This window comes from Buttiauxella sp. JUb87 (assembly GCF_004361975.1).
GTDB classification, from domain to species: domain Bacteria; phylum Pseudomonadota; class Gammaproteobacteria; order Enterobacterales; family Enterobacteriaceae; genus Buttiauxella; species Buttiauxella ferragutiae.
This window is the reverse complement of sequence record NZ_SNVY01000005.1, coordinates 154,648-170,144: the sequence shown is the minus strand read 5'-3', so window position 1 is coordinate 170,144 and position 15,497 is coordinate 154,648. Positions and strand designations below refer to the sequence as shown.

The following is a 15,497-nucleotide window of genomic DNA, read 5'->3' as shown; positions in this document are numbered from 1 at the left end:
AGCGGAGGAAAACCTTGTCAAGCAAGCTACAACGCAGACGGAAATAATTTTCATCTCCTAAGCGATTGATAAATGACTGGCGTGAAAAGGCGCTACATTCACGATGCAAAATTAACGTTATGAATATTTGAAAGAAAAAGGATCAATAAGCATAAATATCGTTAAATCGACTGAAAACCTGACAGGTAAAATATGAAGTGTCCAGTTTGCGACGCGGTCGGCATTTTAAGGTATTTCTCGGCAGGATAACAGCGTCAGATGTAGGCGAAGCGCGGGCTGGAGGGAAGTTTGATTCTTTTCAGATAGCTATTGTTTAATTATCCGGCATTTTTACACATTGCTATGTAACAAAATAATTCCAAAGCCGTGTTATATCGATTCTGGAATTAAAGATTTAACTATTACCGGTAAAAAATAATTACCTGTATTACTAAGGGAATTAACACGAGAATATTCTTAAATAAGAATGGCAGCCGGAACTGCCATTTCTTGTTAGTGGCGACTTAAACTGCCACGACGGTATAGATTACGGCGAATACGCGTGAGGCCGGCCTTAGGTTTACGTGGCTCATCAAGACTGGCAAGAACTAATTCCAGCACACGCTCCGCAACATCACGGTGGCGCTGAGCTACCGCGAGGACTGGGCATTGCAGGAAATCGAGCAATTCATGATCCCCAAAGGTAGCAATCGCCAACTCTGTCGGTAATTGCCCCTCACGCCGCAATGTTACATCCATAACACCTTGTAATAACGCAAATGAAGTGGTGTACAGGGCCTGCGGCATTGGATGGGTTTCCAGCCATTTATCAAATAACTGTGCTGCAGCTTCGCGCTCGTAGCTGTTGGCATAGAGGAAATTCACCTCACGCGGATCATCCTTCCATGCAGTGCGAAAACCTTGTTCACGCAGATAGCTGACGGAAAGCTCCGGCAATGCGCCAAGGTAAAGTACAGTTTCAGCAGGAAAAGTACGCAGCTCGCTGGCCAGCATTTCTGCATCTTCCTGGTCAGCACCCACTACGCTGATGAAATTTTCACGGTCTAATGCACGATCGAGTGCAATTATTGGGAAGGGATCGTTCGCCCAACGCTGATAGAACGGATGCTCAGGGGGTAAAGAGGTGGAAACAATGATGGCATCCACCTGACGTTGCAACAGATGTTCGATACAGCGCATTTCGTTATCCGGCTGATCTTCAGAGCAGGCAATTAATAGCTGGTACCCACGCTGACGAGCCTGCCGCTCGAGATAGTTAGCGATACGGGTATAACTCGTGTTCTCAAGATCTGGAATAACCAATCCGATAGAACGCGTACGCCCGGCACGTAATCCCGCCGCCACCGCATTCGGGTGGTAGTTATGTTCGCGAACAACCGCCATAACTTTATCAACAGTCTTATCGCTGACGCGATACTGCTTTGCCTTACCGTTGATGACGTAGCTCGCCGTGGTGCGCGAAACTCCAGCCAGGCGCGCGATTTCATCCAATTTCACAGTAGCCCCTTATTTAGGATTGCCATAACCATGCCCTGGTCATGGTTTCATTTTTATCATCTAAGCGCAGAATAATAACTCGGGCAACCGCTTTTACTGGCAGTTGTTGGGTCATTTGCAAAAAAAAACCCGGCATGAGTAGACCGGGTTACTTTTTATTCGCCATTCACAGGCTAGCGCATGATCTTATCACCACGCGATACGCCCACAATACCCGAGCGTGCCACTTCGACAATTTTTGCCACTTCACGAATCGTATTCAGGAAAGCGTCTAGCTTATCGCTGGTTCCTGCTAACTGAACCGTATACAGCGTTGGGGTTACATCAATGATTTGCCCACGAAAGATCTCAGCATTGCGCTTCACTTCTTCACGCCCGTAACCACTGGCTTGTACTTTAACCAGCATGATTTCGCGCTCAACGTGAGCCCCTTGTCCCAGTTCACTCACCCGCAGAACATCAACCAGCTTGTGCAATTGCTTTTCAATCTGCTCAAGCACTTTTGCATCACCTACCGTTTGGATAGTCATACGAGACAGTGTCGGATCGTCAGTCGGTGCCACCGTCAGGCTTTCAATGTTGTAACCACGCTGAGCGAACAAGCCAATAACTCGGGACAGCGCCCCGGACTCATTTTCGAGTAATACAGATAATATCCGGCGCATAATCAGGTTCTCTCCGTTTTACTTAACCACATCTCATCCATACCACCGCCACGGATCTGCATTGGGTACACATGCTCAGTGCCATCGACAGTCACATCGACAAATACCAGACGCTGGTTACGCACCGCTTCCAGCGCTTCAATAAGTTTGCTTTCCAGTTCTTCAGGTTTATTGATACCAATCCCAACGTGGCCGTAAGCTTCTGCAACGCGTACGAAATCAGGTAAAGACTCCATATAGGATTGGGAGTGGCGACCCGAATAAATCATGTCCTGCCACTGTTTGACCATGCCGAGATAGCGGTTATTAAGATTGAGCACTAACACTGGCAAACCGTATTGCAGCGCAGTAGAAAGCTCCTGGATATTCATCTGAATACTGCCATCGCCGGTGACACAAACTACGGTTTCCTCCGGCAATGCCAGCTTCACACCTAGTGCCGCAGGCAGGCCAAAGCCCATCGTGCCGAGGCCACCAGAGTTAATCCAACGGCGTGGTTTATCAAAGGTGTAATAGAGTGCGGCGAACATCTGGTGCTGGCCGACATCCGAAGTGACGTAAGCTTCGCCTTTGGTCAGACGGTAGATAGTTTCAATAACTGCCTGTGGCTTAATTTTATCGCTGGTTCTGTCAAATTCGAGGCACTGACGCGCACGCCATTGCTCAATCTGTTGCCACCAGTCACGAATTTCATCGCAGGATTGTGACGTATCCTCCTGCGCCAGCAATTCCAGCATCTGCTGTAAAACCTGACGCGCATCGCCAACAATTGGAATATCTGCACCGACTGTTTTAGATATCGAAGTTGGGTCGATATCAATATGCAGCACAGTCGCGTTCGGGCAGTACTTCGCCAGATTGTTAGTGGTGCGGTCATCAAAGCGCACTCCGACACCGAAAATCACATCGGAATTGTGCATCACCATGTTGGCTTCGTAGGTTCCGTGCATCCCCAGCATTCCTAATGCCTGACGATGCGTTCCAGGGAATGCACCCAACCCCATTAAGGAGGAAACAACGGGAATATTGAGTTTTTCCGCCAGCTCGTGCAATTCGTCATGGCAAGCAGCAGTGATTGCCCCGCCGCCGACATACATCACCGGTTTTTTCGCCGCCAGCAACGTTTGCAGTGCACGCTTAATCTGCCCTTTGTGACCTTGAGTGGTCGGGTTATAAGAACGCATGCTGACGGATTCAGGGTAGCTATAAGGAAACTTGTTTGCCGGACTCATAATGTCTTTCGGCAAATCCACCACCACCGGCCCTGGGCGACCGCTTGCTGCGAGCCAGAAGGCTTTTTTAATAATGGCCGGAATATCTTCCGCTTGTTTGACTAAGAAACTATGTTTTACGACTGGGCGAGAAATTCCCACCATGTCGCATTCCTGGAAAGCGTCATAGCCAATAAGGGATGTCGCCACCTGGCCCGATAGTACGACCATCGGGATTGAATCCATATAAGCCGTAGCTATACCGGTTATCGCGTTTGTCGCACCCGGACCTGATGTCACAAGTACGACACCCACTTCACCGGTTGCACGTGCAAGGCCATCGGCCATATGCACTGCTGCTTGTTCGTGGCGTACCAGCACATGATCAATGCCGCCAATAGTATGAAGCGCATCGTAAATATCGAGTACTGCGCCTCCGGGGTAACCGAATACATGTTTAACGCCCTGATCGATAAGCGATCGAACGACCATCTCGGCTCCTGACAACATCTCCATGGTTTGCCTCCAGGCTTACGTGTTTGACCGACCGCTGAAATCATTTCGGCTAAGTCGTTGAGACAGGTTGTTGCGCCCTGCATTTATTTTCTTTTTTGATAGTCCGCCTAACATAACCGTTGAAAATCAGGCAATCAATTGCCAATCTTCAGCCGTCGATACAGCGTTTTCTCATCAACACTGCAAAACACTACTCAGACGGAGTTAAGCTCTGAGCATAAGCAAAGATTATGATTGAAAATGTTATGAATGGTGGCTTTGTAGGTTAAATCTAATTACAGCAGGAATTATTGGGATCGAAGGAAGGAAAGAACAAAAACAACTACAGAGAAAAAAACCAGAAAAATGAATAAATGCGGAATAACCGAATAGCTTTTACTATCCGGCTGGATCAAGTGAACAATCGGAACCTATTTACTACATACAGTGGTCAGAAGTTTTTCCATCCACTGATGCCCTTTATCGCGTCCGGCAGCTTCGTGCCAGGATAAATAGCAGGTGGCCTTATTATTTTGCAGCGGCAGTGGGAATGTTTGCAAATGAAGTGATTCAGCAAACTCTTCAGCTAACCAGCGTGGTGCGATAGCGACCAATTGAGTCTGCGAAACAACATTTAAAACACTAGTTAATGCCATTCCTTGATAAGCAATACAGGATTGCTGTTCCAAAGTGTGATACCACGGAGCACTAAATGATGCAAAACGCTCAAGGGAGACCACTGCATGTTTTTCGTTATAAACATCTTCTTCAGTAAGCGGTTTAATTAAACGCGGATGCTTCTGATTGGCTACCAGTACCATTTCATCTTCAAACAATGGGATACAAGTAAACTCAGGACGACGAAATTCACTATAGCTAATAACAAACTCGGTCTCTTGATAACGCAATTGATGTTCAATATCTTTATTTAATGAAGACTTAAACAATAATTGAATACCTGGAGCAAAACGCTTCATATTATTGAAAATCGCAGAGGTTAACATATTGTCCAAAGGACTACTGACGCAGATGTTAAACACTCTTTCACTGCTGCTCGGTTCGAAACCTGCTCCCGGCAACTCATTCTGTATCAATTGCAAAGCCTGACGAATTGAACCAAATAGCTGAAATGCGCGTGCTGTAGGCTGGATACCACGGCCGTAGCGAACAAACAGCTCATCATTGAACATCACTTTAAGCCGGGCTACTGCATTACTCACTGCGGGTTGGGACATTCCCAGAGATTGAGCAGCACGAGTAATATTCTGCACCTGCATAACAGCATCAAATACAGTTAATAAATTTAAATCAACGGAACGCAACTGAGGCTTAAACCCATCATGAGCTGCTGGCTGCTCTACGTAGTTATCAGACATGTTAGTCTCCACTAAGATTTCAATTCCTTATTCACAGATTAGCCCTGTGAACTACTCCTATTATCATTTACTAAGCAGAGCATGCTGATTTATGCATTTAAAAACGTTAATTAAACAATTCAGATATAAATCAATAAATTTACGCTTTCTAATATACCAACACGACTTCAGCTACTGACACCCTGATAAATCTATAAAACTCATATGATTTTACTCTTCGTCAGTTGATTTCTGGATCGTGCTAATCAAATCACAAAATGACTTAACACACAATGATTCGCACAGTGAATAATATATTAAGCATGGATAACATCATCATCACGGAAACAATCTCTCTACTCATATTCAGTTAATAAAGAAAGAGGCCAAATTCCTAAAATAGCATCAAAACATGGATTATTGACCTCAAATCATAACCATGATGAATGAAATAGATAACAAACATTATATTTTTAATTGTTTCTGAGAATTTCAATTTTACAGGGGAACGTAAGTAATCCTTTTCCATACTTTTTAGATATATTATGAAAGTTACATATGTCAGCACAAATGGCTTAGGTCGGTGGTTGTCTTTCAATCCTTAATCGGGGGTTGAGGCAATCGAGTGTTGACACAGCAAAGCAGATCAAGTACCAATAAATGCATAACGAATTCACTTGAGGCTTGAAACATGATTCGCAGCATTCGCCTACTAGACCTACTACTAAACGCAACTTCTTTGCGCGGTAGGCTGGTGGGCGAAATCAAGCGTTGATTCAAGCCATCAGACAGAAAAAACCCGCGCCACTGCGCGGGTTTTTTTATGCTCGTAGCAACGGCCCCTAAGACGAGAAAGGACCACAACATGAGCCAACAAGTCATTATTTTCGATACCACTTTACGTGATGGTGAGCAGGCGTTACAGGCTAGTCTGAGTGTTAAAGAGAAACTGCAAATCGCAATGGCACTGGAGCGTATGGGTGTTGACGTGATGGAGGTTGGTTTCCCTGTTTCCTCCCCTGGTGACTTTGAATCTGTGCAGACCATCGCTCGCAACATCAAAAAAAGCCGTGTGTGTGGCCTCGCTCGTTGTGTAGATAAAGATATTGATGTTGCAGCCGAAGCATTAAGAATTGCCGAGGCCTTCCGTATTCACGTGTTCCTGGCGACATCCACGATGCACATCGAAACGAAACTACGTAGTACCTTCGATGATGTGTTAGCCCGTGCAGTCAATTCTGTAAAACGCGCCCGTAACTACACCGACGACGTAGAGTTCTCTTGTGAAGATGCAGGCCGGACCCCAATCGATAACCTGTGCCGCATTGTAGAAGCTGCAATTGGCGCTGGCGCTACCACAATTAACATCCCGGACACCGTGGGTTACACCACTCCAGTACAGTTTGGCGGCATTATCCAGACCCTGTATAACCGCGTCCCTAACATTGATAAAGCGATTATCTCCGTTCACTGCCACGATGATTTGGGCATGGCGACAGGCAACTCTATCGCGGCAATTCAGGCAGGCGCTCGCCAGGTTGAAGGCACCCTGAACGGCATCGGTGAACGTGCTGGTAACACCGCGCTGGAAGAAGTGATCATGGCGATTAAAGTACGCGGCCAAATGTTGGGCGTGCATACCAATATCAATCACCATGAAATTTACCGCACCAGCCAGATTGTCAGCCAGTTGTGCAACATGCCAATTCCAGCTAACAAAGCGGTGGTTGGTTCCAATGCTTTCGCGCACTCCTCCGGGATTCATCAGGATGGCGTACTGAAAAACCGCGAAAACTACGAAATCATGACCCCGGAAACTATTGGCTTGAATCAGGTGCAATTGAACCTGACCTCCCGCTCTGGCCGCGCTGCTGTGAAACACCGCATGGAAGAGATGGGTTATAAAGAAGACGATTACAATCTGGATTCGTTGTACGACGCCTTCCTGAAACTGGCTGATAAGAAAGGCCAGGTATTTGATTACGATCTGGAAGCTCTGGCCTTTATCGGTAAGCAACAAGAAGAGCCAGAACATTTCCGCATGGAATACTTCAACGTGCAGTCCGGTTCAAGCGTGATTTCTACCGCTTCCGTCCAGTTGCAATGTGGCGAAGAAACACAATCTGAAGCAGCAACAGGCAACGGCCCGGTCGATGCGGTCTACCAGGCGATTAACCGCATCACCAATTACGATGTGGAACTGGTGAAATACCAGCTGTCTGCGAAAGGCCAGGGTAAAGATGCGCTGGGTCAGGTGGACATAGTCGTCACCCACAAAGGCCGTCGCTTCCATGGCGTAGGTCTGGCGACCGATATCGTCGAATCCTCAGCAAAAGCGATGGTCAACGTGCTGAACAACATCTGGCGCGCGGGAATCGTCGAGAAAGAATTGCAACGCAAAGCTCATAATAAAGAAAATAATCAGGAAACCGTGTGACATGTCAAAAACTCATCATATAGCAGTATTGCCGGGTGACGGCATTGGCCCAGAAGTCATGGCTCAGGCGCTGAAAGTGCTGGATGCAGTTCGTACGCGCTTCGATATACGCATAACCACCAGTCAATATGACGTGGGCGGTATTGCCATTGACCGCCACGGCAATCCACTGCCGCCGGTGACCATTGAAGGCTGCGAACAAGCAGATGCCATTCTGTTTGGCTCCGTCGGTGGCCCGAAATGGGAACACTTGCCACCCGCTCAGCAACCTGAGCGTGGCGCGTTACTCCCATTGCGTAAGCACTTCAAATTGTTCAGCAACTTGCGCCCTGCTCGTCTGTATCAAGGCCTGGAAGAGTTTTGCCCGCTGCGTGCTGACATTGCCGCTAACGGTTTCGACATTCTGTGTGTGCGTGAATTAACCGGCGGGATCTACTTCGGCCAACCGAAAGGCCGCGAAGGTTCTGGCATGCACGAAAAAGCGTTTGATACCGAAGTGTATTACCGCTTTGAGATTGAGCGTATTGCCCGCATCGCTTTCGAATCAGCACGCAAACGTCGCAACAAAGTGACGTCGATTGATAAAGCTAACGTGCTGCAATCGTCGGTAATGTGGCGTGAAATCGTCGGCGAAATCGCTAAAGAATATCCGGACGTAGAACTGGCGCACATGTACATCGACAACGCCACCATGCAGTTAATCAAAGACCCATCTCAGTTTGACGTGCTGCTGTGCTCCAACCTGTTCGGCGACATTCTGTCTGACGAATGCGCGATGATCACCGGCTCTATGGGCATGTTGCCTTCCGCAAGCCTGAATGAACAAGGTTTTGGTTTGTACGAACCTGCTGGCGGTTCAGCACCTGATATCGCAGGTAAAAACATTGCTAACCCAATTGCGCAGATCCTGTCTCTGGCTCTATTACTGCGCTACAGCCTGGATGCTGAAGAGGCCGCACAGGCCATCGAAAACGCTATCAACCTTGCGCTGGAAGAAGGTTTCCGTACCGGCGATTTGGCTCGCGATGGCAATGCAATCAGCACCGACGAAATGGGCGATACCATTGCTCGTTTCGTGGCAGAGGGGAAATAATCATGGCGAAGACGTTATATCAAAAATTGTACGATGCCCACGTCGTTTACGAAGCCGTGGATGAAACGCCGCTGCTGTATATCGACCGTCATCTGGTTCACGAAGTGACCTCCCCGCAGGCGTTTGATGGCCTGCGTGCGCATAAGCGCCCGGTGCGTCAGCCAGGCAAAACGTTTGCCACCATGGATCACAACGTTTCTACGCAAACTAAAGACATCAACGCTTCCGGCGAAATGGCCCGCATTCAAATGCAGGAGTTGATGAAAAACTGCCAAGAATTCGGCGTTGAGTTGTATGACCTGAACCACCCATTCCAGGGCATCGTCCATGTCATGGGCCCAGAACAAGGTATCACCTTGCCTGGCATGACCATTGTTTGTGGCGACTCCCACACCGCGACCCACGGCGCATTCGGTGCACTGGCGTTCGGTATCGGCACTTCTGAAGTTGAACACGTTCTGGCGACGCAAACCCTGAAACAGGGTCGTGCTAAAACCATGAAGATTGAAGTCACCGGCACCGCCGCACCAGGCATCACGGCAAAAGACATCGTTCTGGCAATTATCGGTAAAACCGGCAGCGCTGGCGGTACCGGGCATGTGGTGGAATTCTGCGGCAGCGCAATTCAGGCGTTGTCGATGGAAGGCCGCATGACGCTGTGCAACATGGCAATTGAAATGGGTGCTAAAGCTGGCATCGTTGCTCCAGACGAAACTACGTTTAACTACGTGAAAGGCCGCCTGCATGCACCAAAAGATGCCGACTGGGACGATGCAGTAGCGTACTGGAAAACCTTCAGCACCGACGAAGGCGCTAAGTTCGACACCATTGTCACGCTGGACGCCGCTGACATTGCACCGCAAGTCACCTGGGGTACCAACCCAGGCCAGGTGATTTCCGTCACCGAAAACATCCCGAATCCAGAATCCTTCGCGGACCCTGTTGAACGCGCCTCTGCTGAAAAAGCACTGGCTTACATGGGCCTGAAACCAGGCATTCCATTAACCGAAGTGGCTATAGATAAAGTGTTTATCGGTTCATGCACCAACTCACGCATTGAAGATTTGCGTGCTGCGGCTGAAATTGCCAAAGGCCGCAAAGTGGCTCCAGGCGTGCAGGCGTTAGTGGTTCCTGGTTCCGGCCCTGTCAAAGCGCAGGCCGAAGCTGAAGGTCTGGATAAGATCTTTATTGAAGCGGGCTTTGAATGGCGTTTACCAGGCTGCTCGATGTGCCTGGCAATGAACAACGACCGCCTGGAACCCGGTGAGCGTTGTGCTTCCACCAGCAACCGTAACTTCGAAGGCCGTCAGGGCCGTGGTGGCCGCACGCATCTGGTTAGCCCAGCAATGGCAGCCGCCGCTGCGGTATCTGGTCATTTTGCTGACATCCGCACGTTGAAATAAGGGAAAACACCATGGCAGAAAAATTTATCCAACATACCGGCCTGGTCGTTCCGCTGGATGCCGCAAATGTTGATACTGACGCAATCATTCCTAAGCAATTTTTGCAGAAGGTGACACGCACCGGTTTTGGCGCTCATCTGTTTAACGACTGGCGCTTTCTGGATGACGCAGGCCAAAAGCCAAACCCAGAGTTCGTGCTGAACTTCCCGGAGTTCAAAGGCGCTTCTATTTTGCTGGCGCGTGAAAACTTCGGCTGCGGTTCTTCGCGTGAACACGCACCGTGGGCCTTAACCGATTACGGTTTTAAAGTGGTTATCGCGCCAAGTTTTGCAGATATTTTCTACGGAAACTCATTCAACAACCAGCTGCTGCCGGTGACGTTGAGCGAAGAAGAAGTGGACGAGCTGTTCAAACTGGTTGCGGCAAATCCGGGGATTAAGTTTGTCGTCGATCTGCAAGCGCAAACCGTAATTGCGGGCGAGAAAAGTTACTCGTTTAATATCGATACTTTCCGCCGCCACTGCATGTTAGAAGGGCTGGATAGTATTGGCCTGACGCTGCAACACGAAGGTTCAATTTCTGCTTACGAGCAGAAACAACCGGCGTTTATGCGTTAACAATAATGGCGGGTGTTTCACCCGCCATTAGACTGATGACAAGGCTTTTTTGTAGGTCGGGTAAGCGCAGCGTCACCCGACAAACGGTGGATGACGCTTCGCTTATCCACCCTACAACGGCTAAAACATTACTTTAATGTTTCGACCAGCCCTTTGCGCTGCCCTTCCAGCGTCACCACTTTGCTGCACACATCGCGGCCAAACTGCTCGAAATCTTTTTCCTGATTCTTCCACTCATTCTGAATGGAAGTCTGTAAGCCACCGAGGCTACCCAGCACGCCTTGCAGCGGATTGCCGCCACCTTTCAAAACGGCTTTCGCACCCATCTCGTTGATGCTGTCTTGCAAGATGCCGCCCATCGCCTGGTTTACCAGCTGTTGCCCATCGGCTCGAACCTGGTCAATCGCTTTGTAATGGAAGGTTAAACCGTCCTGACGAGTCTCGATAATACGGTTCATCTGCTCTTTGAGTTGCGCGTCGAGTTTAGTCAGGCGGCCACGCATATTGCTGCTCTCACCCACTTCTTTAGCGATGATTTTATCCAGCGCGACACGGCCTTTTTCTACACGAGCCAAAGCACCGTTATTGATCCATGGCAGGTCTGTACGCAACGCTTGCTGATAATTCACCGCCAATTGGCGCTGCGTTGCATTTAAAGTCTGTGGCTTGCCGTTGAATTGCAGGCTACCGTCTGGGGCAATAACCAGATTTCCATTCTCACCAACAACCTGGACTGATTGCGGGTTGATGACCACGTCATCGCGAGGAGTGACGCTACATTTATAGTCGGCCTGCGCCTGCATCGCGGTGAGCAGCAAAACGCCCATCAGTGCCTTACGAATCATAGTGACTCCTGAACTTCTAAAAATTTAAGAAAAAAAAGGCCGGTTTTCACCGACCTAATTATTCTGCAAATATCAATCCCACCAAACATCAAACAGCTCGCTGGTGCGAACGTCTTCTGCTTTGTGATCTTCAAGCCATTTGCGCACCAGAGCTTGATGCTCTTCGGTGCATTTGCCGATTTCCTGCAGGCAGATTAAGCCTTCCCAGGAAAGGTGGCCGCCGCCATCAAAAGCCAAACCATTTTTATCGATAACTTCGTCAATAAACGCATCAACGATTTTATCAATTTGTTCTTCGGAGGTGCCTTCCGGGAAACGCCATGCAACAGAGAACCCTAGTTCCTGGAATTCGTCGATGTGCATTTTCTTACGCAAACGACGGCTACGATTAATTGCCATTACTTTACCCTCTCGAACATTAAGTCCCATACGCCATGACCAAGACGATGGCCACGTTGTTCAAATTTGGTCACCGGACGTGAATCCGGGCGCGGTACGTAGTCGTTACTCTCTGACTGGTTTTGGTAACCATCGATAGAGGACATCACTTCGAGCATGTGTTCTGCATAAGGTTCCCAGTCGGTTGCCATATGGAACACACCACCCAATTTCAGTTTGCTTTTTACCAGCTCGGCAAACGGCACTTGAACGATACGGCGCTTATTATGACGTGCTTTGTGCCACGGATCAGGGAAAAAGAGCTGAACCATGGATAAAGAATTGTCAGGAACCATTTTTTGCAGCACTTCAACCGCGTCGTGACACATCACGCGCAGGTTCTCAACGCCCTCTTCATGAGCTGTCGCGAGGCATGCACCGACGCCTGGCGAGTGCACTTCAATGCCTAAAAAGTTCTGCTGTGGATTAGCCTTTGCCATTGCCACCAGCGACGTACCCATGCCAAAACCAATTTCCAGCGTCACTGGTGCTTCGCGGCCAAACAGCTCGGCAAAATCGACAGGCGCGTCTTGATATTCAACGCCCATCACCGGCCAATAGTTTTCCAGTGCGTACTCCTGCCCTTTAGTCAGGCGACCCTGGCGGCGCACAAAACTACGAATCCGGCGCATCGCGCGGCCTTCTTCATTAAATTCCGGTGAGATGACGTCATTTTTCATGGTGTTCAGGCTTTGAGTTAGTGTTCGGGAAACGGGCATTATCCAAAGTTAATGATGAGAAGCAAGCACCAGAAAGTTCCGGTTTACAGCACGGAGCCGTCTGTGCTGGAATCAGCCCCCTAAATCACACATTTATCGGATGCCAGGCAACAATGATACAAGCGCCGCAATTCGCCAACCAGGTTCTCGACTGGTACCAAAAGTACGGGCGCAAAACCCTGCCATGGCAACTCGAAAAAACGCCGTATAAAGTATGGCTGTCGGAGGTAATGTTGCAACAAACGCAAGTTACCACCGTCATTCCTTACTTTGAGCGCTTTATGGAACGCTTCCCGACCGTCACCGATCTCGCTAATGCGCCACTTGATGAAGTACTACATCTTTGGACTGGCCTCGGTTATTACGCTCGCGCCAGAAATCTGCATAAAGCAGCACGAATGGTGGCTAATCTTCACAATGGCGTGTTCCCGGAAACCTTTGAAGAGGTTTCAGCGCTACCCGGTGTGGGCCGTTCCACCGCAGGTGCAATCCTCTCTCTATCGCTGGGCAAACATTTCCCGATTCTTGATGGCAACGTAAAACGCGTGCTGGCACGTTGTTATGCGGTTTCTGGCTGGCCGGGTAAAAAAGATGTTGAGAAGAAACTCTGGGACATCAGCGAACAAGTCACACCCGCGCAAGGCGTTAGCCAATTTAACCAGGCGATGATGGATCTTGGCGCGATGGTTTGCACGCGTTCGAAACCCAAGTGCGAACTTTGTCCGGTGAATAATATTTGTGTCGCTTATGCCAATAACAGTTGGGCGAACTATCCAGGCAAAAAACCGAAGGTGACGATACCTGAGCGCACTGGCTATTTCCTGATGATGCAGCATCAACAAAGCATCCTGCTTTCCCAGCGCCCTGCTGTTGGATTATGGGGCGGTTTGTACTGCTTCCCACAATTTGCGAGCGAAGAAGAACTGTACGACTGGCTAGCACAACGCAATATTCCCGCAGATAATCTCACGCAATTAAACGCCTTCCGCCATACATTCAGCCACTTCCATTTGGACATTGTCCCGATGTGGCTGCCGGTGCTTTCGTTTAATGGGTGCATGGATGAAGGAACCGCTCTCTGGTATAACTTAGCGCAGCCACCGTCCGTAGGACTGGCCGCCCCTGTAGAGCGTTTATTACAGCAATTACACGCCGAGCCGGTGGTACTTAAACCCGCACGAGCTGTTGAAGAGGAATAATGATGAGCAGAACTATTTTTTGTACTTACCTACAACGTGACGCGGAAGGCCAGGATTTCCAGTTGTATCCAGGTGAACTCGGCAAACGTATCTATAACGAGATCTCTAAAGAAGCATGGGCTTTGTGGCAGACCAAACAAACCATGCTTATCAATGAACGCAAAATGAGCATGATGAATCCAGAACACCGCAAAGAGCTGGAAGCTGAAATGATCAACTTCCTGTTCGAAGGCAAAGAAGTCCACATCGAAGGCTACACGCCGCCAGAAAAATAAAAATACAGGGGCCATCGCCCCTCATGCAAACTCCAACAAGCACACGCATACACGGAACGATGAAAAAATTTCTCGCGCTAGCTCTGGTTGTCCCCTTGCTCATCTCATGTTCGAGCAAAAAAGAAGACTCCTATAACGAGGCTTTTGTTAAAGACACCAATGGTTTCGATATTTTGATGGGGCAATTCGCTCATAACATTGAAAATATCTGGGGCATCAAGGAAGTGTTGATTGCGGGTCCTAAAGACTACGTGAAATATACCGACCAATACCTGACCCGTAGCCACATCAACTTTGACGAAGGTACGATTACCATCGAAACCATTGCCGGCACTGAACCTGCTGCGCACTTACGTCAGGCGATCATCAACACGTTACTGATGGGCGACGATCCGGGTTCAATCGACCTTTATTCCGATGCCAATGATGTGGTTATCTCCAAAGAACCGTTCCTGTATGGCCAGGTAGTTGATAACACCGGCCAGCCGATTCGCTGGGAAGGCCGCGCCTCTAAGTTTGCTGATTACCTGCTGCAAACACGCATGAAAAGCCGCAGTACCGGGCTGAAAATTGTTTATAGCGTGACCATCAACCTGGTACCAAACCACCTTGATAAACGTGCGCATAAATACATTGGCATGGTACGCAAAGCGTCGAAGAAATATGGCGTCGATGAATCCCTGATCCTGGCAATCATGCAAACCGAATCGAGCTTTAACCCGTATGCCGTGAGCCACGCTGATGCACTGGGCCTGATGCAGGTTGTGCAGCACAGCGCCGGGGTTGATGTCTTCAAATCGCAAGGGAAATGGGGCAAACCAAGCCGCAGCTTCTTGTTTGACCCGGAAAGCAATATCGATACCGGCACGGCTTATTTGGCGATTCTGCAAGACAGCTATTTGAGCGGAATTGATAACCCAACCTCGCGCCGTTATGCCGTCATCACCGCATATAACGGCGGTGCAGGCAGCGTGCTGCGCGTGTTCAACAACGATAAGAACCGCGCGTTCAATATTATCAATAGTATGGCTCCAGGTGATATCTATCAAACCCTGACAACACGCCACCCGTCTGCGGAATCTCGTAATTATCTGAAAAAAGTGAACACCGCACAGAAGAGCTATCGTCGGCGTTAATCCTCTGTTTGTTGTCTCTCCTGTCATTCATTTTGATGCCAGGAGAGACAACATTGCCCGCGCTTTACCTGCCTCATTCAGCAAAAAATGTAGCCCCGGTCACTATTTTCGA

At 48.8% G+C, this 15,497-nt stretch carries 14 protein-coding genes; 7 read left to right on the top strand and 7 right to left on the bottom strand.

Translation table 11 applies throughout. From position 1 onward, the window contains the following. Positions 1-492: 492 nt before the first annotated feature. From cra to leuO, 4 genes are all read right to left on the bottom strand, one after another. On the bottom strand, positions 493-1,497 hold the full coding sequence (gene cra / locus EC843_RS17915) for a catabolite repressor/activator (RefSeq protein ID WP_064539948.1): 1,005 nt from the start codon (positions 1,495-1,497) through the stop codon (positions 493-495). 173 nt (positions 1,498-1,670) lie between these two features. Further along, entirely contained in the window at positions 1,671-2,162 is a 492-nt protein-coding gene (gene ilvN / locus EC843_RS17910) for an acetolactate synthase small subunit (protein WP_064539950.1), read from the bottom strand. Positions 2,163-2,164: 2 nt separating this feature from the next. Further along, the gene (ilvI, locus tag EC843_RS17905; RefSeq protein WP_074388483.1) at positions 2,165-3,889 is read right to left on the bottom strand and encodes an acetolactate synthase 3 large subunit; all 1,725 of its coding nucleotides are present in this window, start codon (positions 3,887-3,889) and stop codon (positions 2,165-2,167) included. Between the two features lie 410 nt (positions 3,890-4,299). Next, complete coding sequence (leuO, locus tag EC843_RS17900) at positions 4,300-5,244, bottom strand: transcriptional regulator LeuO (protein ID WP_064539952.1); 945 nt, start codon at positions 5,242-5,244, stop codon at positions 4,300-4,302. An 844-nt stretch (positions 5,245-6,088) separates the two neighbouring features. Here leuO and leuA point away from each other — a divergent pair. From leuA to leuD, 4 genes are read left to right on the top strand one after another with little or no spacing between them, the layout of a single operon-like run. Continuing rightward, entirely contained in the window at positions 6,089-7,660 is a 1,572-nt protein-coding gene (gene leuA / locus EC843_RS17890; protein ID WP_064539954.1) for a 2-isopropylmalate synthase, read from the top strand. Position 7,661: 1 nt separating this feature from the next. Continuing rightward, complete coding sequence (leuB, locus tag EC843_RS17885; protein ID WP_064539956.1) at positions 7,662-8,753, top strand: 3-isopropylmalate dehydrogenase; 1,092 nt, start codon at positions 7,662-7,664, stop codon at positions 8,751-8,753. Positions 8,754-8,755: 2 nt separating this feature from the next. Beyond that, positions 8,756-10,156 (top strand): 3-isopropylmalate dehydratase large subunit, encoded by a 1,401-nt coding sequence (leuC, locus tag EC843_RS17880; RefSeq protein ID WP_064539959.1) that lies wholly within the window; start codon positions 8,756-8,758, stop codon positions 10,154-10,156. A gap of 11 nt (positions 10,157-10,167) precedes the next feature. Next, positions 10,168-10,773 (top strand): 3-isopropylmalate dehydratase small subunit, encoded by a 606-nt coding sequence (gene leuD / locus EC843_RS17875; protein WP_133522753.1) that lies wholly within the window; start codon positions 10,168-10,170, stop codon positions 10,771-10,773. Positions 10,774-10,901: 128 nt separating this feature from the next. Here the strand turns inward: leuD and EC843_RS17870 are convergent, their stop codons facing one another. From EC843_RS17870 to trmB, 3 genes are all read right to left on the bottom strand, one after another. Continuing rightward, positions 10,902-11,618 carry a DUF2884 domain-containing protein gene (locus EC843_RS17870; protein WP_064539964.1) on the bottom strand — a complete coding sequence of 239 codons (717 nt, stop codon included), beginning with the start codon at positions 11,616-11,618 and terminating at the stop codon, positions 10,902-10,904. 72 nt (positions 11,619-11,690) lie between these two features. After that, positions 11,691-12,017 carry a YggL family protein gene (locus EC843_RS17865; protein WP_064539966.1) on the bottom strand — a complete coding sequence of 109 codons (327 nt, stop codon included), beginning with the start codon at positions 12,015-12,017 and terminating at the stop codon, positions 11,691-11,693. Then, positions 12,017-12,736 carry a tRNA (guanosine(46)-N7)-methyltransferase TrmB gene (gene trmB / locus EC843_RS17860; protein ID WP_064539968.1) on the bottom strand — a complete coding sequence of 240 codons (720 nt, stop codon included), beginning with the start codon at positions 12,734-12,736 and terminating at the stop codon, positions 12,017-12,019. The genes EC843_RS17865 and trmB overlap by 1 nt, the downstream gene beginning before the upstream one ends. Positions 12,737-12,891: 155 nt before the next feature. On the opposite strand from trmB, the gene mutY reads away from it, so the two are divergent. From mutY to mltC, 3 genes are read left to right on the top strand one after another with little or no spacing between them, the layout of a single operon-like run. Beyond that, positions 12,892-13,974 carry an A/G-specific adenine glycosylase gene (mutY, locus tag EC843_RS17855; protein ID WP_133522768.1) on the top strand — a complete coding sequence of 361 codons (1,083 nt, stop codon included), beginning with the start codon at positions 12,892-12,894 and terminating at the stop codon, positions 13,972-13,974. A gap of 2 nt (positions 13,975-13,976) precedes the next feature. After that, a complete protein-coding gene (locus tag EC843_RS17850; RefSeq protein WP_133522752.1) occupies positions 13,977-14,249 on the top strand; it encodes an oxidative damage protection protein in 273 nt (90 codons plus the stop codon). A gap of 59 nt (positions 14,250-14,308) precedes the next feature. Further along, positions 14,309-15,385, top strand: a complete 1,077-nt coding sequence (gene mltC / locus EC843_RS17845; protein ID WP_064539972.1) for a membrane-bound lytic murein transglycosylase MltC — start codon at positions 14,309-14,311, stop codon at positions 15,383-15,385. Positions 15,386-15,497: the final 112 nt, after the last annotated feature.

What these genes read in the sequence shown, in the direction of transcription:
- leuC (WP_064539959.1), top strand. Translation starts at nt 8,756, where the DNA reads ATGGCGAAGACGTTATATCAAAAATTGTACGATGCCCACGTCGTTTAC.
- EC843_RS17870 (WP_064539964.1), bottom strand. Translation starts at nt 11,618, where the DNA reads ATGATTCGTAAGGCACTGATGGGCGTTTTGCTGCTCACCGCGATGCAG.
- leuD (WP_133522753.1), top strand. Translation starts at nt 10,168, where the DNA reads ATGGCAGAAAAATTTATCCAACATACCGGCCTGGTCGTTCCGCTGGAT.
- ilvI (WP_074388483.1), bottom strand. Translation starts at nt 3,889, where the DNA reads ATGGAGATGTTGTCAGGAGCCGAGATGGTCGTTCGATCGCTTATCGAT.
- EC843_RS17865 (WP_064539966.1), bottom strand. Translation starts at nt 12,017, where the DNA reads ATGGCAATTAATCGTAGCCGTCGTTTGCGTAAGAAAATGCACATCGAC.
- leuB (WP_064539956.1), top strand. Translation starts at nt 7,662, where the DNA reads ATGTCAAAAACTCATCATATAGCAGTATTGCCGGGTGACGGCATTGGC.
- EC843_RS17850 (WP_133522752.1), top strand. Translation starts at nt 13,977, where the DNA reads ATGAGCAGAACTATTTTTTGTACTTACCTACAACGTGACGCGGAAGGC.
- ilvN (WP_064539950.1), bottom strand. Translation starts at nt 2,162, where the DNA reads ATGCGCCGGATATTATCTGTATTACTCGAAAATGAGTCCGGGGCGCTG.
- mltC (WP_064539972.1), top strand. Translation starts at nt 14,309, where the DNA reads ATGAAAAAATTTCTCGCGCTAGCTCTGGTTGTCCCCTTGCTCATCTCA.
- trmB (WP_064539968.1), bottom strand. Translation starts at nt 12,736, where the DNA reads ATGAAAAATGACGTCATCTCACCGGAATTTAATGAAGAAGGCCGCGCG.
- leuA (WP_064539954.1), top strand. Translation starts at nt 6,089, where the DNA reads ATGAGCCAACAAGTCATTATTTTCGATACCACTTTACGTGATGGTGAG.
- leuO (WP_064539952.1), bottom strand. Translation starts at nt 5,244, where the DNA reads ATGTCTGATAACTACGTAGAGCAGCCAGCAGCTCATGATGGGTTTAAG.